The organism is Paractinoplanes tereljensis (assembly GCF_016862435.1).
GTDB classification, from domain to species: Bacteria; Actinomycetota; Actinomycetes; order Mycobacteriales; family Micromonosporaceae; genus Actinoplanes; species Actinoplanes tereljensis.
In genome coordinates, this window is sequence record NZ_BOMY01000055.1 from 281416 (window position 1) to 303198 (window position 21783).

Annotated in this window: 16 protein-coding genes; 5 read left to right on the forward strand and 11 right to left on the reverse strand. The window is 71.3% G+C overall.

Annotation, left to right across the window (positions count from 1 at the left end):
• Positions 1 to 12 precede the first annotated feature (12 nt).
• The 9 genes from Ate02nite_RS44015 to Ate02nite_RS44055 all read right to left on the reverse strand — a co-directional run bounded on the left by Ate02nite_RS44015 (position 13) and on the right by Ate02nite_RS44055 (position 12132).
• Positions 13 to 2733 carry an ABC transporter permease subunit gene (locus Ate02nite_RS44015; protein WP_203813906.1) on the reverse strand — a complete coding sequence of 907 codons (2721 nt, stop codon included), beginning with the start codon at positions 2731 to 2733 and terminating at the stop codon, positions 13 to 15.
• Positions 2730 to 3461, reverse strand: coding sequence for an ABC transporter ATP-binding protein (locus Ate02nite_RS44020; protein WP_203813907.1), 732 nt, complete (start codon positions 3459 to 3461; stop codon positions 2730 to 2732). Before Ate02nite_RS44020 ends, Ate02nite_RS44015 begins: the two co-directional genes overlap by 4 nt.
• Entirely contained in the window at positions 3451 to 4779 is a 1329-nt protein-coding gene (locus tag Ate02nite_RS44025; protein WP_203813908.1) for a type 1 periplasmic-binding domain-containing protein, read from the reverse strand. The genes Ate02nite_RS44020 and Ate02nite_RS44025 overlap by 11 nt, the downstream gene beginning before the upstream one ends.
• Positions 4769 to 5878 carry a hypothetical protein gene (locus Ate02nite_RS44030; protein WP_203813909.1) on the reverse strand — a complete coding sequence of 370 codons (1110 nt, stop codon included), beginning with the start codon at positions 5876 to 5878 and terminating at the stop codon, positions 4769 to 4771. Before Ate02nite_RS44030 ends, Ate02nite_RS44025 begins: the two co-directional genes overlap by 11 nt.
• On the reverse strand, positions 5875 to 6846 hold the full coding sequence (locus Ate02nite_RS44035; RefSeq protein WP_203813910.1) for a WxL protein peptidoglycan domain-containing protein: 972 nt from the start codon (positions 6844 to 6846) through the stop codon (positions 5875 to 5877). The genes Ate02nite_RS44030 and Ate02nite_RS44035 overlap by 4 nt, the downstream gene beginning before the upstream one ends.
• Before the next feature lie 58 nt (positions 6847 to 6904).
• Positions 6905 to 8566 carry a hypothetical protein gene (locus Ate02nite_RS44040; RefSeq protein WP_203813911.1) on the reverse strand — a complete coding sequence of 554 codons (1662 nt, stop codon included), beginning with the start codon at positions 8564 to 8566 and terminating at the stop codon, positions 6905 to 6907.
• Between the two features lie 234 nt (positions 8567 to 8800).
• Positions 8801 to 10183, reverse strand: coding sequence for an MmgE/PrpD family protein (locus Ate02nite_RS44045; protein WP_203813912.1), 1383 nt, complete (start codon positions 10181 to 10183; stop codon positions 8801 to 8803).
• Positions 10180 to 10947: a cyclase family protein gene (locus Ate02nite_RS44050; RefSeq protein ID WP_239148151.1), complete on the reverse strand. Its 768-nt coding sequence runs from the start codon at positions 10945 to 10947 to the stop codon at positions 10180 to 10182. The genes Ate02nite_RS44045 and Ate02nite_RS44050 overlap by 4 nt, the downstream gene beginning before the upstream one ends.
• Positions 10948 to 12132: a CaiB/BaiF CoA transferase family protein gene (locus Ate02nite_RS44055; RefSeq protein ID WP_203813913.1), complete on the reverse strand. Its 1185-nt coding sequence runs from the start codon at positions 12130 to 12132 to the stop codon at positions 10948 to 10950.
• Between the two features lie 76 nt (positions 12133 to 12208).
• Between Ate02nite_RS44055 and Ate02nite_RS44060 the strand changes: the two genes are divergently transcribed.
• From Ate02nite_RS44060 to Ate02nite_RS44080, 5 genes are all read left to right on the forward strand, one after another.
• A complete protein-coding gene (locus Ate02nite_RS44060) occupies positions 12209 to 13642 on the forward strand; it encodes a dihydroorotase (RefSeq protein WP_203813914.1) in 1434 nt (477 codons plus the stop codon).
• Between the two features lie 84 nt (positions 13643 to 13726).
• Positions 13727 to 15541: a S8 family peptidase gene (locus Ate02nite_RS44065; RefSeq protein ID WP_203813915.1), complete on the forward strand. Its 1815-nt coding sequence runs from the start codon at positions 13727 to 13729 to the stop codon at positions 15539 to 15541.
• A 16-nt stretch (positions 15542 to 15557) separates the two neighbouring features.
• On the forward strand, positions 15558 to 16877 hold the full coding sequence (locus Ate02nite_RS44070) for a hypothetical protein (RefSeq protein WP_203813916.1): 1320 nt from the start codon (positions 15558 to 15560) through the stop codon (positions 16875 to 16877).
• Between the two features lie 45 nt (positions 16878 to 16922).
• Positions 16923 to 18320 carry a COG1361 family protein gene (locus Ate02nite_RS44075; protein WP_203813917.1) on the forward strand — a complete coding sequence of 466 codons (1398 nt, stop codon included), beginning with the start codon at positions 16923 to 16925 and terminating at the stop codon, positions 18318 to 18320.
• A 55-nt stretch (positions 18321 to 18375) separates the two neighbouring features.
• On the forward strand, positions 18376 to 19341 hold the full coding sequence (locus tag Ate02nite_RS44080) for a COG1361 family protein (protein ID WP_203813918.1): 966 nt from the start codon (positions 18376 to 18378) through the stop codon (positions 19339 to 19341).
• 63 nt (positions 19342 to 19404) lie between these two features.
• Here the strand turns inward: Ate02nite_RS44080 and Ate02nite_RS44085 are convergent, their stop codons facing one another.
• On the reverse strand, positions 19405 to 20271 hold the full coding sequence (locus tag Ate02nite_RS44085) for a DUF4437 domain-containing protein (protein ID WP_203813919.1): 867 nt from the start codon (positions 20269 to 20271) through the stop codon (positions 19405 to 19407).
• Entirely contained in the window at positions 20268 to 21770 is a 1503-nt protein-coding gene (locus tag Ate02nite_RS44090) for a class I adenylate-forming enzyme family protein (protein ID WP_203813920.1), read from the reverse strand. The genes Ate02nite_RS44085 and Ate02nite_RS44090 overlap by 4 nt, the downstream gene beginning before the upstream one ends.
• Positions 21771 to 21783 lie beyond the last annotated feature (13 nt).

The following is a 21783-nucleotide window of genomic DNA, read 5'->3' on the forward strand; positions in this document are numbered from 1 at the left end:
CCTCCATGGGGGTCAGCCGGCCGGCATTCCGGACCGGGCTACGGCAGCCTCATCGGTGCCGAGGTAGGACAGAACGACTGCGGGGTGGGTGCGTACCTCGTCCGGGGTGCCGTCGGCGATCACCCGGCCGGCGTCCATCGCGATGAGCCGGTCGGCGACCCGCGACAGCAGGGGCAGGTCGTGCTCGATCACCAGGACCGTGGTGCCTAGTTCGGCGCGGACCCGCAGCAGCAGGTCGCCGAGGGCTGCGCCGTCGGCCTGGGTGAGACCCGACGACGGTTCGTCCAGCAGCAGCAGGCGTGGTTCGAGGGTGAGCAGGCAGCAGAGCTCGACGATCCGCCGGGTGCCGGTGGACAGCTCGCCGACGAGTCTCTCGGCGTGCGGGTCGAGGCCCATCACCCGCAGCGCCCGGTCGGCCCGGGTGGCCTTGTCGGCCTCGGCCGCGGGGTGCCCGAGCAGGTCGGCGGCCAGCCGCGACGGCGACCCGCGCTCGGCCGCGACCATCACCGCCTCGCGCACGGTCATCGCCGGGAAGAGCCGGGCGTCCTGGAAGGACCGGACCAGGCCGTGCCGGGCCCGGCGTTCCGGCGCCCACCGGGTGACCGCCCGCCCGCGGTAGTGCACGGCCCCGCCCTGGGCGGCGGTGAACCCGGCCAGGATCTCGAAGAGCGTGGTCTTGCCGGCTCCGTTGGGCCCGATGATCCCGACTATCTCGCCCTCGGCCACGGCAAAGGTGGCCTCGTCCACCGCACGCACCCCGCCGAAGAACCGCCGCACCGCGACGACCTGCAGCAACGGCTCGCCGTTCCGGTCCAATACCAGCGGCTGGCCCGGCAAATCCAAGGGTGGCGGCCCCGGCAAATTGGCGGAGATGCCGGGGCCACCCTTACCGGCCCTGGGCAGGCGCAAGGGGATACTTCGCCGCAGGGTCGCCAGCAGGCCACCTAGGCCGTCGGGCAGGAGCAGGACGACCAGGAGCCAGCCGAGGGTCAGTGCGGCCTGGCCGGGGATGCCGAGCGGGACCAGGGCCGGCAGGCCGACGATGACCGCCGAGCCGAGCAGGGCGCCGCTGTTGCGGGCCATCCCGCCGACCACCGCGATGGCGACCGCGTCGATGCTCGCCGACGCCGGGAAGCTGTTCACCGACAGTTGCGACTGACCGAAGCCGATCACCACGCCGCCCAAGCCGGCCAGGGCGCCGCAGACGGCGTACGCCTGAAGTTTGCGCAGGGGCGCAGCGACCGTGAGCGCCCGGCCGGCTTCTTCGTTGTCGCGCAGCGCGAGCATCAGGCGGCCGAAGCCGCCGTTGCGCAGGCGGCTGGTCACCCACCAGCCGATGGCCAGCAGCATCAGCGAGAACAGGTAGTAGTCGGTGGCCACGCTGACCACGTAGCCGTCCCACACCGGGTAGGGGGTGCCCAGGCCGTTACCGAGCAGCCACGGCTGCCGCAGCAGCCAGCCGCTGGTGGCCAGCGCGAAGGCGAGGGTGGTCACGCCCAGGGCCACCCCGCGCAGGCGGAGGGCGGGCAGGCCGATGAGGGCGGCGGCCAGGGCGCCGGCCGCGCATCCAGCGAGTACGCCGAGGAACATGTTGCCGGTCGACGACGCGACGCGCACCGAGATGGCGGCGCCGATCCCGGCGAACGCGAACTGGCCGAGCGACAACTCCCCCGCCACCCCGGTGACCAGGATGACCGACAGTCCGACGAGCGCGAAGCCGCAGACCTCGGTAAGGACGGAGGCGGTCGCGTTGCTCACGGCGTACGCCAGGCCGACGCCGACCGCGACCAATAATCCCAGGCCGATCCGGGCCCACGGGTCCGCAACCCCGGCCGATGCTCGCCGCCAGGCGGGTGTTTTCTCGTCGCGCCGGCCGGCCTGGCGCTGCCGCAGCAACGCGATCAGGATGGCCGCGCCGAGCACCACGTCCACGAAACCGCTTGTCTGCTGGGAGAGCAGGATCTGTTCGAGGACGCCGACGCCGAGCGAGACCGCGAACGCGATCGGCAGCGACGCCATCCGGGCGATCACCGCGCCGGCCAGGCCGCGCAGCAGCAGTTCCGGGCCGAGCGAGTCGATCGACTGCACGCCCTGGGTGGGGGTGAGCAGGATGGCCGAGAAGGCCGCGACGGCGCCGGCGATTCCCCAGGTCAGGCTGGCCATCCGGGGTGCGGCGACGCCGTTGACGGTGGCCGCGTCGGGGTGGTCGGCGGCGGCCCGGATGCCGATGCCGAACCTGGTGCGTTTCAAGAAAAAGGCCAAGGCCGCGAGGAGTACGGGCGTGAGCACCAGCATCGCCGTCAGCGACGAGCCGACGGCCGTGGTTCCGATGTGGAACGACGGTAGGCCGGGCGGTTTGGGGAACGCGGTGCCGGAGAAACTGGAACGATCCACCAGCAGGGCGAGCACCAGGATGAACTGGGCCAGGCCGAGGGTGGCGATCATGCCGATCACCCGGGGGCGCTGGTAGAGGCGGCGCACCACGGTCGCCTCGGTCAGCGCGCCGAGACCACCGGCGATCGCGATGGCGACCGGGAACGCCACCCAGTAGGAGAGCGCGCCGTCGAAGCGGGCCAGCACCGCGGCGCCGAAGACCCCGATCGCGGCGTGCGCGAAGTTGACGAACCGGCTGGACCGGTAGACAAGCACCAGACCGATGGCGAGCAGGCCGTAGGTGAGGCCGGTGAACAGGCCGACGGCGATGCGGTCGAGGCCGAACTCGTAACCCATCATGCGGCGTGCCCGCCCAGCACGAGCCGGCGCGCGAGGTCGGGATCCGCGCGCAGTTCCGACGGGGTGTGGGTGGCGATGATCGAGCCGTGTTCCATGAACAGCAAGCGGTCGGCGATCGACATGGCCACGTTCACCGACTGCTCGATGACCAGGGTGGCGACGCCGACCGCGGCCAGCCGGCGGACCAGTTCCAGCAGGCCACCGACCACCACCGGGGCGAGGCCGAGCGAGAACTCGTCGATGACCAGCAGGGCCGGCCGCTGGATCAGGGTTTTCGCGAGCACCAGCATCTGCCGTTCGCCGCCGGAGAGGGTGGAGGCGGGCTGGTCGGCCCGGGCGGCCAGGCGCGGGAAGACGGCCAGCGCGCCGTCGACCGCGGTGTGCGCCTTCTCCTCGTGCCGGCCGTTGGGGTAGGCGTGCATGCGCAGGTTGTCGCGCACCGACAGGGTGCCGAAGGCCTGCTGGCCGATGACCGTGGACATGCCGAGGCGTACCCGCTTGGGTCCGGGCACGGTGGTGATGTCGTTGCCCTGCAAAGAGATTCGGCCGGCCGACGGCCGATTCAAACCCGCCAGCATGCGTACGAGGGTGGACTTGCCGACCCCGTTCGGGCCGCACAGGGCCACCGTCTCGCCGTGCCCGACGGTCAGGTCGATGCCGAACAGCACCTGGATGCTGCCGTACCCGCCGGACAGGCCGGCCACCTCGAGTACCGGCTCACCTACCAAGGGGGGTCACCTCACCGGAGTAGGTGAAGCACGAGCAGGTGTCGTCGTACTTGAGAACCCGGTAACCGCTTCCCGCGGCGTACCCATCGCTGTTGAATTGGCCGCCGAAGCCGGCGGCCGTGGCAAACGAGGAACCGAGAGCTTGGGCGGCGCGGCCCCAGGCCGCGGCGTTCAGGTCCGGGCCGATGTTCTTCGCGGCGGCCTGCAGCAGCAGGGTCGCGTCGCAGTAGGTGAAGGCGACCCGGGAGTTCTCCCGCGCCTTGAAGCTGATTCCGGCGGCCGAGTAGATGGCCAGGCAGTTCTTCTCGGCGTCGGTGGCCGGGAAGGCGAGCTGGCTGTCCGGCACGTCGTAGCCGGGGGCGAAACCGACGCCGACCATGCCCTTGAGCGCGGCCGGCGGGATGGTGGCCGGGTTGGCGACCATGAAGCTGGGGCTGTCGAAGGTGGAGATGCCGTAGCGGGCGGTGTAGCTCTGGGCGACCGCCGCGGTCATGAAGAACGGCGCGATCCGGGCGCCGCCGAGGAAGAACACCCGGTCGATCTTCTTGCCCCGGAAGTTGACCGCGGCCTGGCTGAGGCCGGTGTTGAGGGTGCCCAGGTCGGTGGTGTCGATCCAGTTGACCGAGCCGGTGACCCCGGCTTTGGTCAGGGCGGGTGTCACCACGTCGGAATAGACCGCCCGATTTGCGGGGGTATCGGCGGCGACCACGCCGGCCTGCTTGCGGCCGGTGAAGAAGCCCTGTTTCTGGAGGACCTGCACGAACGACGCGGCGAACGCGTCATATTCCGGGAACGAGGCGGTCCACAGGTACGGCTTGAGGGACGTGAACGTCGCGCGGTCATCCGCGATCAGGGTGGCGTCCAGCATCAGGGTCTTGCGCTGGGCGTAGCAGGGGCGCGCGTTGGACTGCAGCTGGCCGGTGAGGATGACGGCGAACGCCTTGTCGTCCTGGGTGATCTTGCTGCACAGGGTGGTCTCGGCGGCCGGCGAGTCGGACGACGCCTCGTACTCCTCGTAGACCGCGTCGAGCTGACGGCCGGCGATCCCGCCGTTCGTGTTGATGTACTTCTCCAGCGCCTCGACCTGCGCCTTCGGGCTGCCGACGTCGGGGTTCTTGAAGCCGGTCAGCGACGCGGTCTTGGTCAGGTCGGTGCCGATGAACACGACCTTGACCGTGTCCTCGGTGACGCCGGGGGCGGTTGCGTTCGTGGTGTCGCCCTCGGACCCCGGCATCAACGCGCCGCAACTGGTATAGGCGAGCACGCACGCCACCAGCACGGCACCGGCCCTGGCCAGCAGCGGCCAGTCAGGCTTCATGACTGTTCCCTTCGAGAAGCGTGTCCTGCAGCGTGGGACCGGGCGGATAGCGGCGGGCCAGCACGTGCCCGAGCGCGTCCACGTCGAGCACCGAGTCGTTTTTCTGAACAAAGGCGGGCCCGGCGCCGATCAGGGTGCGCAGGCCGTCGGTGCTCAGCGCGCCACCGGCGTGCCGGCGCAGCCGCCGGGCCATCGGCGCGTCGTCGAAGACCAGGAACGCGCCCAGCCCGCCGAGCCGCACCACCGCCGGCAGCACCGCGTCGGCCGCGCTCAGCTCGCGGAACTGCCGACGCTTGGCCAGCCGGCGAAGCAGACCCCAGATGATCAGGGCCAGGCCGAAGGCATTCAGAGCAAATAGACCCCAGGGGTACGCGTCGTGGTGCACCCGGGCGGTGGCGAGGCCACCGATGTCGACGGTCACCGCGTACCGGCCGAACGCGAACATCGGGATGTCGACCGGGACGCTGAGCGTGCGGCTCTGGCCGGGGCCGAGGTCGGCGACCGGGGCCTGGTAGTAGATGTCGTCGGTGCCGTTGCCGGCCATCCGGGCGCTCAGCGTGGCGTTGTTCAGCGTCGCGGTGGTCGGGTTGCGCACGGTGTAGGTCAGCTTCAGGTGGTCGGGCGCGCCGAACCAGGCCCCGATCGAGCCGTGCGAGAGCCGCCCGTACTGAAATTGCAGCTCCCGCGCCGACGCGGTGGTCTTGGGCAGCGCGCCGGCGGCGTGCCCGGCGAGGGTCAGCGGCAGGTTGACCGCCGAGTCGTCGACGCCCTGCACCAGGCCGATGTGCACGACGCACGGGCAGGCCTTGGGCGGCTCGCCGACCTGCAGGTCGACCAGGAACGTGCCGTCCTCGCGGACCGGGGTGGCCAGCGCGGCCCGGTTGTCGCAGCCGACCGAGCCGGTGAGGCCGCCCTCGCCGCAGGTGACCAGCTGCACGAGCTGCCCGGCGGGCCAGCCCGAGCCGGTGACCCGGACGGTGTCGCCGACCTTGGCCGTGTCGGCGGACAGCTCGGCGGTCAGGCTGCCGGCCCGGGCCGCGGGGGCGGTCGTGACCAGCACGACCAGCACGACGGCGGCCAGCAGCGCGAACTTCCTCATCCGGCCACCAGGCCCCGGGCCCGCAGGGTGCGGCTGCGCCGGCGCCGGGTGAGCACCCACCAGGCGCCCGCGGCGAGCAGGACCGGGATGAGCAGGGTGGTCCAGGACAGCACCAGGGTGCGGTCGGTGCGCTTGGCGTAGACGCCGCCGTCGGCGCGCACGGTGACCGAGGCGGTGACGATGTCGATCGGCCAGACCCCGCGCACCTTCATCGCGAAGGTGCCCTCGGCGCCCGGCACGAAGTCGCCGTTCGGACTGCTGCCGGCCAGCGAGACGGGGTGTCCGAACAGGCCGGTCGCCTTCACCGTGGTGTTCGGGAGCAGGTGCACGTTGCCGACGTTGGCGACGGTGAAGTCGAGCGTCCCGCGCGCGCTGGTGGGCAGCAGGGGCGCATCGAGGCCGAGCTTGACCGACGGCACCGCCAGGCCGGGCACGATGGTGCCGGGCACCCGCAGGTAGACCCGGGCGGCGACGGCCCGCTGCACCTTCACGCCGGCGCCCTCGGTGTCGCTGACCGCGCCGGCCTCGGCCTCCATCGCGACGACGCCGCCGACGTGGTCGCCGGGCGTCGCGTTCTTCGGGACCGTGACGGTGAACGGGATGTCGGCCTGGGTCTCGGCGGGCACGGTCACCTGGCCGGCCGCCACCGTGACCCAGCTGCCGAGGTCTTTCTGCGTCTCGCCCTTGGTGCGCAGCGCGAAGCCGCCGTCCCGGGTGGTGTTGTAGGCGTCGGCCCCGTAGACCACGAACGACTTGGGGGTCCTGCCGAGGTTCGCGACGCGCACCGACTCCTTGACGGTCTGTCCGGCGGTGGCGTCGAGGAAGAAGTAGACCCGCGGGGTGGGACCGGGGTTCTTGGCCGGGGTGGGGGTGACCGCCCACTCACCGTTACCGGCGGCGGAGGCCGGCATGGCGGGCAGCGCGACCGTCGCGACGACGCAGAACGTGGCGAGCGCGCGTAACCGCATGGGCTTTCCCTTTCTGTGCACAGGTGGGGACGGGCGAGCCCGCCCCCACCGGAGAGGCTCAGCTCAGCGTGATCGTGAGCGTTGCCGAGTAGGCACCCGCGAGCTGGTTCGGGGGCACCGCGAGGGACAGTCCGGCCGACGCGTCGAACGAACCGCCCGTACCCGTCGCCGCGATCGGCGCCGAGCAGAGGGTGGCGCCGTCCACAGCACCCGCGGCACCGGCCAGCGCGACAACCGCGTTGGTGGTGACCCCGGTGTGATCGCTGCAGGCGGGCGTCCAGGTCAGGGCCGACTTCGCGATGGTCCCGGCGGGAACACCGGTGAAGTCGCTGACCGCGCCGGTGAGGCTCCAGCCGAACGTGCTGCCCCGGTTGTCGGTCACGTTGATCGCGGGCAGGGTGCCGGTCGCCGACTGCGCAGAGCCGTTGAGGGTGACACCGCTGAACGTGATCGTGCTGGTGCCGGTGCCCCGCGACATCGCGAGGTTGCCGGCCGTGACCGTCTCGGACAGCTGATAGGTGGTCTTGCAACCGGTGGTGCCGGCGACGCAGCCGTCGGCCGAGGCAGCCCAGGCGGTGAAGCCGAAGATCGCCCCGGAGACCACCGAGTACGCGGAGGCACCGATGTACTTCGTGGTGGTGTCATTGACCGTGAACGACGTGCTGATGGTGCCCGTCGCCGACGCGGTGACCGTGATCTGAGCGTCGGAGCTCTTGGCCGATGACCCGGCACCGGTGTAACCGCCGACCGTGACGGTGCTTCCCGGGTCCCAGTTGGTACCGGTCACGGTGATGGCCGTACCGGCGCCGCCACCCGCGGGGGTGATGGCAACCGTCGGGCTGCCGAGGATGGTGATGGGCAGGGTGAGGGTGTGCGTGCCGTCCGAGATGGACACCGCGCGGCTGCCGGCCGTCGGTGCGTCGGGAACGACCAGCGTGCCGGTGCCGGCGCCGGAGGCGTCGGTGGTGCCGGTGCCGCTGCCTTCACCCGTGCCGCCACCGGTGCTGTCCGTCAGCGAGGCGGTGAGCGTCGCGCTGGGGGCCAGTCCGGTGACCGAGAAGTTGATGGTGTTCTTCTTGCGGGCGTAACCGGTGACCGTCTGACCGGTCACCGAGGTGATCGAGGCACCTCCGCCGAAGACGGAGTAGTTCTCCACGATCGTGGTGTCGACCGGCGCCCGCTTCTGGTCCCGGTCCCCGACATCCGAGCAGTACGTCTCGACGTCGGGGTTGGCGAACCGGAGCTGGGCCACGGTCAGGCTTCCGGCCCCCGCCGCCGAGGCGACGAACGAGCCGGTGGCCTCGAAGGCGCCGAGCTTGGCGTAGCCCGCCGTCTTCGCCGCCGGGTAGTTCGCCTGGGTGAGGGTCACCGTGCCGGACTGGCTACCGGCAATCTTGACGGTGGCGTAGACCGGGGTCGACCCGATGGCCAGCGCGACCGGGCCGTTCGTGGGGCCGGCCGCCGCCGTGAGCTTGACGGTCACGGTCTGCCCCGGCGTCGGCGTAGCCGGCGACGTGGTCAGCGAGAACGTGTCTGCCCAGGTGGTGGCCGAGCTGCCTTCCCCATCGGGATCGAAATAGAGTCGGCAACCAAGGGAGTTGGCGGTCGGCCCGTAAGCGGCCGCCGGGCCGGCTCCCGTGACCACGGCGACGAGCGCCGCGGTCGCGGTGAGACCGGCGGCGGCGACCGCCGTCAGGGCCTTGCGAGCGGAATGTTTCATTTGTTGCCGCGTCCCCTCTCTCAGGTGGGTTGCACAGGGCACCGGGGTTCCGGCGCCAAGTGCGTCTAACGCGCGGTACGCCTCTGGAGGCCTTCCCCCTCTGTTTCCATAGGGGAAACGCTGTTTTCCATCAGCGTGGTCTTAATAAAGTCGCGCTCACCTGCGATGTCAAGCCTCCGGACGGCCGTATCTCGCTCTGCGATACAGCGTTTCCCCAGCTGGCACCGAATCGCGTCAGACAGGAAACAGGTCCGACACAGTTCCGCCCGCGCCTTCGCCGGCCCCGAGCCGGAAGGCGGCTTTGGAAAGCGCGGCCACGTCCGCAGGGGACAGCGCCCGGCCGGCGTTCGCCTCGAACTTCGCGGCGACCTCATCGGCCGACAGCGGGTTCTCCGGGCCGCCCCGCGACCCGTCGACCCGGTGTTCCAGATGCTCTCCGGAGCGGGTGCGCACGCGCAGCACGGCCGCGAACGCGCGCGGAAAGGCCTCGGTCGCCTTCTCGTCCGCGACCACCCGCACCTTGGCCGCCAGTTCTAATCGCGCAGGCTCCAGCGAGGCAAAATCGTCGAGGCCCACGCCCAGACCGCCACCCCCGGTCAGAGCAACAGCCAGGGTGTACGGGCCGGAGAACTTGGCGTGGTAACCACTGCGGGGGTGCGCCTTTTCGGCCGGCGGCTCGGCGATCGTGCGCAGCACCGGCTCGGCCACGCCTAACTCGATGCTGTCCACGTCGTCCGGTCGCAGTCCCTGGGCTCTCAGCGCCAGCGCACAGTCGATGCCCGGGTGGGTGAAGTGGTTGGCCGGGTACGGCTTGTAGACCGTCCGCAGCAGCTCCCACCGCTCCCCCAGCCCGTCCGTGACGGCTCCCGCGTCGAACGTGCCGGTGTGCGCGGTGAAGAACCCGAACCGCCCCTCCAGCACGGTCGGCGGCCCGGTCAGCCCCTCGGCCGCCAGGGTGGCCGCCACGACGCCGGCGTGCGCGGCCCAGCCGCAGTGCGCCCGCTTGATCGAGCCGCCGGTGCGGTTGGCCTCCAGCACGCCGGCCCCCATCGACGCGGCGATGCCGATGGCGTCGGCGATCTTCCCCGGCGACAGCCCGTAGAGCCGCGCGCAGGCCACCGCCGCGCCGATCGTGCCGCAGATGCTGGTGGCGTGCTGGCCGCGCTCGAAGTACAGGTTGGCGGTGGTGACCGGGTCGACCCCGCCCATGCCGAGCCGGTTGGTCACCTCGATGCCGGCCGCGATCGCCGCGATGACGTCGCCGGGGGCGCCCGCCTGGGCCACCGCGAGGGCGGCCGGGACCACCGAGGCGCTCGGGTGCAGCACCGACGGCAGGTGGGTGTCGTCGTAGTCGAGCGAGTGCGCGAGCACGCCGTTGATCAGGGCGGCACTGGGCGCCGGCAGCCGATCGCGGTAACCCACCACAGTGGACTCCGGCACCCCGCCCCAGCGACGCATGGTGGCCAGGGCCGCGGGCGCGGCGTCGGCACCGGGTTCGGCGTAGGCGGCGAGCGCGTTACCGAGCACGTCGAGAATCCGCCGCGGCACGTCGTCCCGAACCTCGCGCGGCGGCTCGACCCCAGCCGCGAACTCCCCGAGGTCCCCCGCAAGCGTCACGGCACCACCGCCAGGGGGCGGACCGGGGAGCCGGTGGCGCCGACCAGCTTCAGCGGGGCCAGGACGAACTGGAACTCGCGTACTCCGGCGTCGGCCAGGCCGGACAGGAGCATCGTCTCGACGATGTTGATGCCGGCCTCGACCAGCAGGATCCGGTGCACCGGCAGCGATCGGTGCCCGGCGCCGGCCGGGATCACCTCGTACGCAATGGTTTCCCCGCCGGTGACCGCGACCTGCCGATCCACCAGCCAGCGCGCGGCATCCTCACCCACGCCGGGCACGCCAGTCGCCGCCCCGACGAAGGCCGGCCCGTCCCCGAACAGCCGCGACCAGCCCGTGCCGACCAGCACGGCATCCCCCGGGTTGATCTCCAGGTCCCCGGCGGCGGCATCGAGATCCGCGGCGGTCACCGCATAGCCGGGCGGCAGCGTCGGCACCCCGTGCAGGGCGGCCACGTCGAGAAAGACCCCGCGCCCCACGAACGGCGGGAACTCGTCGATGCCGAGCCGGGCGAACCCGGCGTCGGACTGCACGTCGGCCGCGACCACCCCGCCGTGCAACAGCCCGTCCTGGGACACGTGCGCGAGCGCGTCCACGTGCGTGCCGACGTGCGTGCCCAGGACCAGGATGTCGTTGGCGGCCGAGCCGCCGCCCTCGCGCACCTGGTCGCCGTGCCGGCGGACCAGCGCGTGCTGGTAGGCCGGATGGTTCGGCGACTGCGGCATGCCCCGCCGCATCGGCTGGGCGAGATCGAAAACTTTCACCTAAATGGCTCCTTGGGCCCGCAGGGCGGCGCGCGCGTCCTCGTCGTAGCCGAGTGCGGCGAGCACCTCGTCGGTGTCGGCGCCGAGTTCCCGGCCGGTCCAGTCGATCCGGCCGGGGGTGCTCGACAGACGGTACAGCGGGCCGGGCATGCGCACCGGCCCGAGCGTCGGATCGTCGGCGGTGGTCACCGAGTCGCGCGCGAGGAACTGCGGATCGGTGAACACGTCGGCGATGTCGTAGATCGGCGCGACCGCGGCCTGCGCCTCGTCGAACGCCTTGCGCACCTCGGCCAGGTCCCGCGCGGCGATCCAGGAGCCGACCGCCTCGTCGAGTTCGTCGGCGTGTGCCGCCCGGCTGACACCCGAGGCGAACCACGGCTCGTCGATCAGATCGGGTCGGCCGACAAGGCGCATGACCCGTGAGGCGATGGCCTGCGCGCTCGTCGAGATGGCCACCCACTTGCCGTCGGCGGTGAGATAGGTGTTGCGGGGCGCGTTGTTGACCGACCGGTTGCCGGTGCGCTGCTGCACGATGCCGAGCTGGTCGTAGACCATCGCCTGCATGCCGAGCACGGTCAGCATCGGCTCGACGATGGCCAGGTCGATGATCTGCCCGCCGCCGCCCTGCACGTCCCGGTGGTAGAGCGCGGTCATCACGGCCTGCGCGCAGGTGAGCGCGGCGATCCCGTCGGCCAGCCCGAACGGCGGCAGCGTCGGCGGCCCGTCCGGCGACCCGGTGATGGCCGCGAACCCGCTCATCGCCTCGGCGAGCGTCCCGAAGCCGGGGCGAGACGAATAGGGTCCGAATTGTCCGTAAGTGGTCACGCGGGCAATGACCAGGCCGGGGTTTTCCTCCTGGAGAACAGCCGGGGAAAGGCCCCAGCGTTCCAGAGTGCCGGGCCGGAAGTTCTCGATCAGCACGTCGGCCGAGGTCAGCAGCCGGCGGAACACAGGCGCCGCCTTAGACAGATCGAGGGTCACCGTGCGCTTGTTGCGGCCCAGCATCGTCCACCACAGCGGGACGCCGTCCTTGGCCGGGCCGTGACCGCGCGCCGGATCGCCGGCCACCGGGTGCTCGACCTTGATCACCTCGGCGCCGTAGTCACCGAGCACGGTGGCGGCCAGGGGTCCGGCGAAGAGGGTGGAGGCGTCGATGACCCGCACGCCGTCGAGAGCACTGGGCATGGCACACACTAACCGGTCTGTTCCGATAGAGGAAACCCCGTTACAGTGTGCGAAACGAACGTGGTGGAGGTGCGGCGTGAGCCGATACGAACTGGTCGTCCGCGGCGGCACCCTGGTGCTCCCCTACCTGGGCACGGTCCGGGCCGATCTGGCGACCCGGGACGGCAAGGTCGCCGCGATCGCCGACGACATCCCGGCGGCCGACGGCGACGAGGTCATCGACGCGACCGGCAAGCTGGTCCTCCCCGGCGCGGTGGATGCCCACTACCACCTCGGCATCTATCGCCCGCTGGAGATCGACGCGGCCGAGGAGACCCGGTCATCGCTGGTCGGCGGGGCCACCACCGTCCTTTCCTACTTCCGTACGGGTCAGCACTACCTCAACAAGACCGGCCCGTACGCCGAGATCCTGCCTGAGGTTTTGTCGGCCGTGAGCGGCAAGGCGTGGACCGATTACGGCTTCCACCTGGCGCCGATGGACACCGCCCAGGTCAAGGAGATCCCCGACCTGGTCGACGGTCAAGGGATCAGCAGTTTCAAGTACTACATGTTCTACAAGGGCTTCAACCTTTCGGCCGATTCACGCGACGCCAAGTCCTTCACCATGAGCGACGAGTACGACCTCGGCCACCTCTACCAGCTGATGGAGGGCGTGGCGGCGGCCAACGCCGCCACCGACCGCCGGGTCTCCCTCTCGCTGCATTGCGAACAGGCCGAGTTGATGCGGCTCTTCATCGACCGGGTCCGCGCATCCGGCGACCCGCAGACGCTGAAGGCCTACTCCGACGCGCGCCCGCCGCTGACCGAGCGGGTGGCCATCGGCGAGGCCACCACCCTGGCCCGGGCCACCGGTTGCCCGGTCAACCTGCTGCACCTCTCCTCGGGCGAGGCGCTCGCCGCCGCCAAGGAGGCCCGGGCCGCGATGCCGGGCACCGACATGCGCTTCGAGGTCACCCTGCACCACCTGTGCCTGACCCACGAGGAGCTGGACGCCCAGGGCGGCCTGGGCGGCAAGGTGAACCCGCCGATCCGCTCGGCCGCCGACAACGAGGCGCTGTGGGCCGGCGTGCTGGACGGCTCGGTCGGCTGGGTCGCCTCCGACCACGCCTGCTGCCTGGAGGAGAACAAGGGCGACGAGCTGTGGCCGGCCCTGCCCGGCTTCGGCGGCACCGCGCTGCTCTACCCGATCCTGCTCAGCGAGGGCATGCACAAGCGCGGCCTGTCCCCGACCCGGGTCGCCGAACTGGTGTCGGCCAACCCGGCCCGCGCCTACGGCCTGGACGGCCGCAAGGGCAACCTGCTGGTCGGCTACGACGCCGACCTCACCGTGGTCGACCCCGACCTGGAGCAGGAGGTCACCGCCGAACTGCTGCTGTCCGGCCAGGACCACTGCCCGTTCGAGGGCCACAAGGTGCGCGGCTGGCCGGTCGTGACGGTGCTGCGCGGCCGGATCGCGTACGCCAACGGCAGCGTGACCGGCACGCCGCGCGGGAGTTTCGTCGCTCGTTAGAGCGAGACGTCGGGTAACCGACTGTGATCGAGGGGTTGTGCGCGCCATCCTGACCAGCGTCTTCTTCTGACGTTGGAGGTGGCCATGGCCACTCCGAGTATTTGGCAGGACCGCGCGCTCGTGGCGACCGCGCGGCTGCCTGCCCCGGCGACCGTCCGGTGCATCGCGGTCGAGGTGGCGCTGCGCTTCGCCGACCGGTTCGGCCGCGACGACCGCGGCTACCTCGGTCTCGAGACGACGCCGCTGTGGCAACGGCGGGTGGCCTCGGCGCTCGACGACCTGCGCGAGGCCGGGCTGGTGCGGGAGGACGGCGACGCGTTCGCCGTCACCGCCGCCGGCACCAAGAGGGTCGCAGCGGCGGAGCGACGACTGAAGGCCGCACCTCCGCCGGTGGATGACGACGCCGACCTCGGCGGCCCGGCCGCGATGGCCGGGGTGATCGCCACTCCGCTGCGTGATCCGGCCGCCCGGGCCCGGCTCGGCTTCGACCCGGACGATCCGGCGATCCCGGTGATGGCCGAGGTCAACCTGCAATACCGGGCCGGCCCGCCGGACGCGTTCGAGCGCCTCGAGGAGCTGTGGGAGCAGGTCGGCGACGGCCGGAAACCGGTGCGGGTGGCCGGCCGCTACCTCGCCGGGGCGCTGACCATGGGCCAGGTGAAGCGGCTGGTCGCGGCGGACGCCGTGCCGATCGCCTGGCCGGAACGCACGATCTACCACATCTGGCCGGATTTCCCGGTGCACCGGCACGTCGACTCGTCCTGCGTGACCATCAAGGCCGACGCGGCCCGCAAGTCGTTCGAGGCGGACGGCCGCAAGATCGTCTGGGCGGTCATCGACACCGGCATAGCGCCGCACCCGCACTTCGCCAGCTATCACACCCTCGACGACCCGTCGGTGCGGGACCTGCACCGGTTCTTCCCGCTGGACGGCGAGCCGACGCCGGAGGGGGCGCTTGTCGACACCGCCGGGCACGGCACGCACGTGGCCGGGATCATCGCGGGCGGGATCGGCCCCTGGCTGGCCGAGGACGAGAAACGCGAGGTGTACGCGACCGAGAGCCGCTTCAACGTGGAGAGCGCCAGCACCCCGCTGCGAGTGCCGCGCACCGTCGATCCGGCGCTGCTGGCCGGGATGGCGCCCCGGGCCTGCCTGGTCAGCCTCAAGGCGGTGGGCGGCTTCGGCGGCACCTCACGCGACCAGGTGCATCGAATCATTCAGGCCCTGGCGTACGTGCGGGAGGTCAACAAGGGCAGCGTCGAGGCGATGCGGATCCACGGCGTGAACATCAGCCTCGGGTACGAGTTCGAGCCGGAGTGGTTCGCGTGCGGCCGCAGCCCGCTGTGCCAGGAGGTGGACCGGCTGGTCCGCTCGGGCGTGGTGGTCGTGGTGGCGGCCGGCAACTCCGGGTACGGCACGCTCAACGCGGACATGGCGGCGCCCCGGAAGTTCGGGTTCGCGATGAGCGTCAACGACCCCGGCAACGCCGAGCTGGCCATCACGGTCGGCTCGACCCACCGCAGTTCACCGCACCTGTACGGGGTGTCGTACTTCTCCTCCAAAGGCCCGACCGGCGACGGCCGCGACAAGCCCGACCTGCTGGCCCCGGGCGAGCGGATCACCTCGTGCGCGGCCGGCGCCAGCCTGGACGCCGTGTTGGGCGCGGGCATCGAGCCACCCGCCGACCGGGCCGTCTACGTGGAGGACACCGGCACCAGCATGGCCGCGCCGCACGTCTCCGGGGCCGTGGCGGCCCTGCTGTCGGTGCGGCGCGAATTCATCGGAGAGCCCGAACGGGTCAAGCGGATCTTCCTGGACTCCGCGATCGACCTCGGCCGGCGGCGCGACTTCCAGGGCGCCGGCCTCCTCGACCTGATGCGGGCCCTGCAAATCGTCTGAATGATCGGAGCCCGACATGACCGACTCGATCGCCGGATTGCCGTTCTGGGACCTCGTCTTCGACGCCGACGGCGACCCGGACACCCGCACCACCGACGCCCTGCTCGCCGAGACCGGCAACCTGACCGACCTGTATGTGTTCAGCCACGGCTGGAACAACGACCGCAGCATCGCCCGGAACCTCTACAACCGTTTCTACGAGCAGCTGGCCCGGCAGCTGGCCGCCGACCCGCGCGGCACGGCCGGCCTGGCCGGCGTCTACTGGCCGGCCATCCGCTGGTCGGACGAGCCGATCCCGAACTTCACCCCGGCCGCGGCGGCCGGCGGTGGCGGCGGCATCGCGGCAGCCACCCCGGCCGCGACCGAGACGGCGGTCGCCGACCCGGTCCTCGACGAGAAGACCCTGGCCGACCTGCTCCAGACGTTCCCGGACGCCAAGGACTCGCTCGAGCGGATGGCCGCGCTGCTGCGCGGCGACACCACGCAGCAGACCTTGGACGACTTCTTCGCCGCCCTCAACGACTTCGCCGAGCAGTCCGGCACCGGCGAGAACGACGGCGAGGTCTCCTCGGGCAAACCGCGGATGCTTGACGACGGCCCCAACGACGTCTTCGCCCGCTACCGGGACGCGCTCGTCGAGTCGGGCGTGGACCTTCCGCGCGGCGACGGCACGGCCGGCATCGGCGACAAGCTGGGTGGCCTGCTCAACGGGGCCAAGGAGGCGCTGCGGGTGGCCACCTACTGGGAGATGAAGGGCAGGGCCGGGGTGGTCGGCCGCAAGGGCCTCGGCCCGCTGCTCGGGCGGCTGCCGGCCGGGTTGCGGGTGCACCTGATCGGGCACAGCTTCGGCGCCCGCCTGGTCTCGTACGCGATCGGCGCACCCCAGGTGAAGTCGGTGACCCTGCTGCAGGGCGCGTTCTCGCACTTCGCCTTCTGCAAGCCGCTGCCGTTCGACGCCGGCCGCAACGGCGCTCTCGGCGGCCAGCAGCAGAAGGTCGACGGCCCGGTGACCGTCTGCTTCTCCGCCCACGACGGCGCGGTGGGCCGGTTCTACCCGCTCGCGTCGCTGGCCAAGCGGGACGACGTGGCGGCCGGGCACGGCCTGCTGTGGCGCTGGGGCGGGATGGGCGCCGACGGGGCGCAGAACACCGACGCGGTCCTGGACGGCATCAAACCGGCCGGCCCGGGCACCACCTACCGGTTCGCCCGGAACCGGATCCTCAACATCGACTGCAGCCAGGTCGTCAGCGCCGGCAAGGCACCCAGCGGGGCACACAGCGACATCCTGCACCCGGAGGTGACCTGGATCGTGCTGGCCGCCAGCCGCTTCTCGTAAGCCCCCGTTGATCTTGCGTTAAGACAGCATCTACTGTGACTCCCCATGCGTCTGCTCGTGCTGCTCAGTTCCGTCGCCGTGGCGGTCGCCGGCCTGGCCGCGCCCGCCGCGGCGGCACCCGCAACCGAGGTCGTGCCGCACGTCGGCATTGAGGTACCTCAGCAGGTGGTAGCGATCGCGGGGAAGCCCACGACGGTCACGGCGACGGTGGTGAACGCGGGTAGGACCGCGGCCACCGGGCTGGTGCTGCACACCAGCCCGCCCGGTACGAGCCAGACGGTGCCCGACCTGGCCGCCGGAGCGAGCATCACGGTCACGTACTCGGTCACGCCGGACGTCGCCACCACCGTCGCGGGCGTGGCGTCGACGCTGACGGTATCGGTCACCGCGGGCGAGGTCACGGTGGACACCGCGCAGATGGCGGTGGTGCGCGACACCGGCGCGGCGAGCCTGCAGGTCGCCCGGATCGACGACCTCACCCCGAACCAGAACTTCCCGGTCGCGATCCGCAACACCGGCACCGCGCCGATCGAGCACTTCGCGATGGTGTTCGCCGGCGAGCAGGGTCTCATGCCGAGGGCCTGGGAATTCGGGTGCAACTGGAAGCGTGACTACCGGGACGAGCTCACCATCGTCACCTGCGTGACCAACCGGACGCTGGCTCCCGGTGAGGCCATCGCGGTGCCGAACCTCGAGAACGAGATGTCGCTGCAGGTTCCGGAGGACACCGGCGGCAAGTACACGTACGCCGCCTCGTTCTCCGTGGTGGGCGTGAGCGATGCGGTGGTCGCCTCGGCCGCGCCGGAGGTCCCGGGCCTGGCCACCCCCAACGAGGCGCCGGCCGACGCGGACTTCGCCGGCGCCGGCAACATCGCCACCTTCGGCGTGCCGGTCGGCGCGACCTCGGCCGACGCCACGGTCAGCGGCGAGTCCATCCCCGGCGAGAACGGCGACACCGTCACCCTCACGTTCTGGGCCGGGGACGTCGGGCCGACCGCGATCATCCCGCCCGGCCACGGCTGGTTCCCCACCGTCCGGGTCGCCCTGCCGGCCGGCGTCGAGGTGCGCACGGCCGACCCGAACTGCGCGCCCGGCGACGACGGCGTCTACACCTGCGTCGTCACCCAGTGGATCCGGCCGGCCGCTGTCTCGCTCAGCCAGCTCGCCGGGTTCCGCTTCACCGTCCGGATCGTCGACCGCGGCGAGGGCACCGGCAAGGTGACGCTCGACGCCGGCGCCCAGGACCACAACCCGGCCAACAACACCGCGAAGATCACCTGGCTGAAGACCGTCGATCACCGCCAGGACAACCAGGACGGCGGCACCCTCCCGATCACCGGCGCGCCGGCCGCCCGGGTCGCCCTCGGCGGCGCACTCCTGCTGATCACGGGCGCGGTGACGTTCTGGGCCGCCCGGCGCCGGCGGATCACCACCCGGGCCTGACGGAGCAGTCACACACTGTTGTCACCGCTATTAGGCGGGGATACGCTGCGTAACCATGACTCGGTTGCGGTTCGTGGTGGTCGTCCTAGCGTTCCTGGCGCTGCTGGCCGGGCTCGCGACGCCGGCCGCGGCCGCCGGCATTCCGGACATCGAGGTCGAGGCACCCCAGTTGGTGACGGTGGTCGACGGGCGCACCACCACGGTCACCGTGACGGTCGTCAACCACTCCAGGACCGAGGTCACCGGCCTGGTGCTGCACTTCGGCGAGAGCACCACCAGCCAGGTCGGCGGCTTGGCGGCGGGGAGGAGCCGCACCTTCCGGTTCCCGCTCTCGCCCACCGCCGCTCTGGTGGCGACGTTCGAGGTCGCGGTCACCGGCGCGGCGTCGGACTCGACTCCGGTCACCGTCGTGCGGGCCGCCGCCGGGACGGACCTGGCGATCGCCGGCATCGACGACGTGACCGTCGACCACGGCAACTACGCGAACGTTCCCATCACTATCCGTAACAACGGAACCTCGACCATAAGTAACCTTGCGGTAGTTCTGGTGGCCGAGCAGGGTCTCCAGCCGATGGCCGGCTACACGAATTGCGAGTTCGACCGCACGGACGACTTCTCCTACACCGCGGTCACCTGCCGGATCGATCAGGCGATCGCGCCCGGCGAGACCCTCGCCCTGCCGGCGACGACCAACCCGCTGCTGGTCAAGGTGGCGCAGGACGCCGCCGGCCCATATGAGTACGCCGTGAGCGCGGCCGTGGTCGGCGTCGGTGACGCCGCGGCCGCCGCCGAATCCGGCCCCCGGCTGACCCTGCAGCCGGCCAAGACGCCCGCCGACCGGGGCGGAAGCGTCGCCTCCTTCGGCATCACCGTCAGCACGGCACCGGCCGAGGTCACCGTCGACGACGACACGACCACCACCGGGAGCAGCAGCACCCACCTCGGGTCGACCGGCTGGTTCGCGCTGTTCCTCTCGGGCGCCCTGGTATTCCTGATCGCGCGGAGGCGCCGGCTCGCCTGAACAAACCGGGGCGGGTGAAGACCGGAGGCCGGCGGCACCGACCGCCGCCGACCTCCGGGGCTTTTACATGCCGTCGCCGGACCACTCACCACGGGAGCGGGACCGGACCGGCAGGGTGGAGATGACCGGCTGGTGGCTGTGGTTGTGCTCGTCGTAGTTGAACGGCGTGCCACCCCACTTGACCCACTCCTCGGTGGTGTACCAGTTGATCAGCTCACCGTCCGACCGGATGATCCAGTCGATGTCGGTCTCGGCGATGAAGTGGCCGTGCTTCACGCCGGCCGGCCGGAAGCAGTAGGTGCCCTCGTCGATGTCGCCGAAGTTGTACGCCATCTTCCCGCCGAGCGTGTAGAACTCCTCGTAGCAGGGGTGATGGGCCAGCCGATGGTCGGTCCAGCCCTTCTTGGCGCGGATCAGCCGGGTGTAGAAGTTGGTCTTCGGGTCGCGGTGCAGCAGCTTGATGTAGAGCGGGCTGAGCGGTCCCACCGACGGCGCCTCGACCCACTCCATCTTGTTGGCGTCGACGACGGTCGCAGCCTCGCCGGAAGAGGCCGAAGCCAGAGCCTCGGCGAGGTTGGTGGCCGGGTCGAAACCGGCGTCGCCGTACTCCCGCCAGTGCAGGATGCGCGAGCCCTCGCGAATCTTGATCCAGTCCATCGCGGTGCCCCGGGGCACCTGGACGTAACCACCCGGCCCGAGCTCCTGGCCGCCGTAGTTCAGCGTGCCCTCGACCACGTAGAACTCGGTGTCGGCGTGGGTGATGCCGGCGCTGCGGCCCCAGTCCGAGGTGGCGTGCAGCGACAGCGAGGAGGAACCGTCCTCCTCGTCGGTCGACAGCCGCCGCTCCAGGATCTTGCCCTCGCCGTACGGCAGCTCGCCGGCATGGAAGATGTAGTCGTCCTCGTGGATCAGTTCGACGTGCGCCCTCACGGCGTACTCCTCAGCTCGCGTTTCAACACCTTGCCGGCGGCGTTGCGAGGCAGCGCCGCAATGATCTTGAATTCCTTCGGCACCTTGTATCCGGCCAGCCGGGCCCGCAGGTGCGCGTCCAGTGCGGTCGCCTCGATCGCCTCCCGGCAGACCAGGTAGGCCACCACCCGCTCGCCCCACCGGTCGTCCGGTTCGCCGACCACCGCGGCCTCGACCACCGAGGAGTGGGTGAGCAGTACCTCCTCGACATCGCGGGGATAGACGTTCACCCCGCCCGTGATGATCAGGTCTTTCACCCGGTCGACGATCGAGATGAACCCCTCGTCGTCGGCGACGACGATGTCTCCCGAGGTCAGGTAGCCGTCGTCGGTGGTGCACACGGCGGTGGCGGCCGGGTTGTCGTGGTAACCGTTCATCAGGTACGGCGAGCGGCTGTACAGCTCGCCCGGCTCCCCCGGCCCGACCGGCTGCCCGTCGGGGCCGACGACCCGCACCTGGGTGGCGAACCACGGGTGGCCGACCGAGCCGGCCTTGCGGCGGGCGTCCGGCGGCCGCAGGTTGGTGACCACGCCGGCCTCGGTCGAGCCGTACAGCTCGTGCACCCCGACCCCGGGAAACGCCTCGAACACCCACTCCTTGAGCACCTTGGGCAGGGCGGCCGCGTTGAAGTAGAGGGTGTCCAGCGACGGCAGTTCCGGCACCTCGCGGACCGCACCCCGGATGAGCTGGGCGTGGGTCGGCACCAGGAAGACCGACTGGGCCCGCTCCCGCCGGATCATGTCGAGCAACAGATGCGGGTCGAACGAGCGCAGCATGCTTACCGTCGCCCCGCAGTAGACGGCCGCGTAGGCGAACGCGAAGCCGGCCCCGTGGTACATCGGCGCCACCGCGATGGTCCGCCGACCCGGGCCCAGCCCCCACTCCAGCGCGGTGGCGTAGAAGGTGAGGCAGCGCGACCGGTGCGAGATCAGCACGCCCTTGGGGTCGCCGGTGGTCCCGGCCGTATAGGTGATGCAGAACGGGTCCCGCTCGTCGACCGCGACCCAGGGGTCCTTCGCCGGGGCCGCCCCGATCCAGCCCTCATATTCGAGCCCGAGAGAGCTGCCCCCGATGCAGATCACGGCCCCGGTGAAGGACGGCACCGACGCGGCCAGGGCGTCGTCGGCGATCAGCACCCGGGCCCCGGAGTGGCCCAGGATGAAGTCGACCTCGGGTGCGGTCAGCCGCGGGTTGACCGGCACCAGCACGAGACCGGCCTTGGCGATCCCGGCCGCGATCTCCGGGTATTCCAGGCGGTTCCCGCAGAGCAGGGCGACCCGGTCACCCGGTTTTAGATGGAGCAGGAGCAGGGCGTTGGCCAGCCGGGACGACCGCTCGTCGAGCGCCGCGTAGGTGAGTGCGCGGTCGCCGTCGCGCACGGCGAGGGCCGCCGGGGTGGCTCGGCCGAACTCCCGAATGCCACCCGCGATCGTCAGATCGGCACCACCGGACCGCAACATGCGAGAATGGAAA

What these genes read in the sequence shown, in the direction of transcription:
- Ate02nite_RS44040 (WP_203813911.1), bottom strand. Translation starts at nt 8,566, where the DNA reads ATGAAACATTCCGCTCGCAAGGCCCTGACGGCGGTCGCCGCCGCCGGT.
- Ate02nite_RS44065 (WP_203813915.1), top strand. Translation starts at nt 13,727, where the DNA reads ATGGCCACTCCGAGTATTTGGCAGGACCGCGCGCTCGTGGCGACCGCG.
- Ate02nite_RS44030 (WP_203813909.1), bottom strand. Translation starts at nt 5,878, where the DNA reads ATGAGGAAGTTCGCGCTGCTGGCCGCCGTCGTGCTGGTCGTGCTGGTC.
- Ate02nite_RS44080 (WP_203813918.1), top strand. Translation starts at nt 18,376, where the DNA reads ATGACTCGGTTGCGGTTCGTGGTGGTCGTCCTAGCGTTCCTGGCGCTG.
- Ate02nite_RS44055 (WP_203813913.1), bottom strand. Translation starts at nt 12,132, where the DNA reads ATGCCCAGTGCTCTCGACGGCGTGCGGGTCATCGACGCCTCCACCCTC.
- Ate02nite_RS44025 (WP_203813908.1), bottom strand. Translation starts at nt 4,779, where the DNA reads ATGAAGCCTGACTGGCCGCTGCTGGCCAGGGCCGGTGCCGTGCTGGTG.
- Ate02nite_RS44015 (WP_203813906.1), bottom strand. Translation starts at nt 2,733, where the DNA reads ATGATGGGTTACGAGTTCGGCCTCGACCGCATCGCCGTCGGCCTGTTC.
- Ate02nite_RS44070 (WP_203813916.1), top strand. Translation starts at nt 15,558, where the DNA reads ATGACCGACTCGATCGCCGGATTGCCGTTCTGGGACCTCGTCTTCGAC.
- Ate02nite_RS44075 (WP_203813917.1), top strand. Translation starts at nt 16,923, where the DNA reads ATGCGTCTGCTCGTGCTGCTCAGTTCCGTCGCCGTGGCGGTCGCCGGC.
- Ate02nite_RS44035 (WP_203813910.1), bottom strand. Translation starts at nt 6,846, where the DNA reads ATGCGGTTACGCGCGCTCGCCACGTTCTGCGTCGTCGCGACGGTCGCG.
- Ate02nite_RS44090 (WP_203813920.1), bottom strand. Translation starts at nt 21,770, where the DNA reads ATGTTGCGGTCCGGTGGTGCCGATCTGACGATCGCGGGTGGCATTCGG.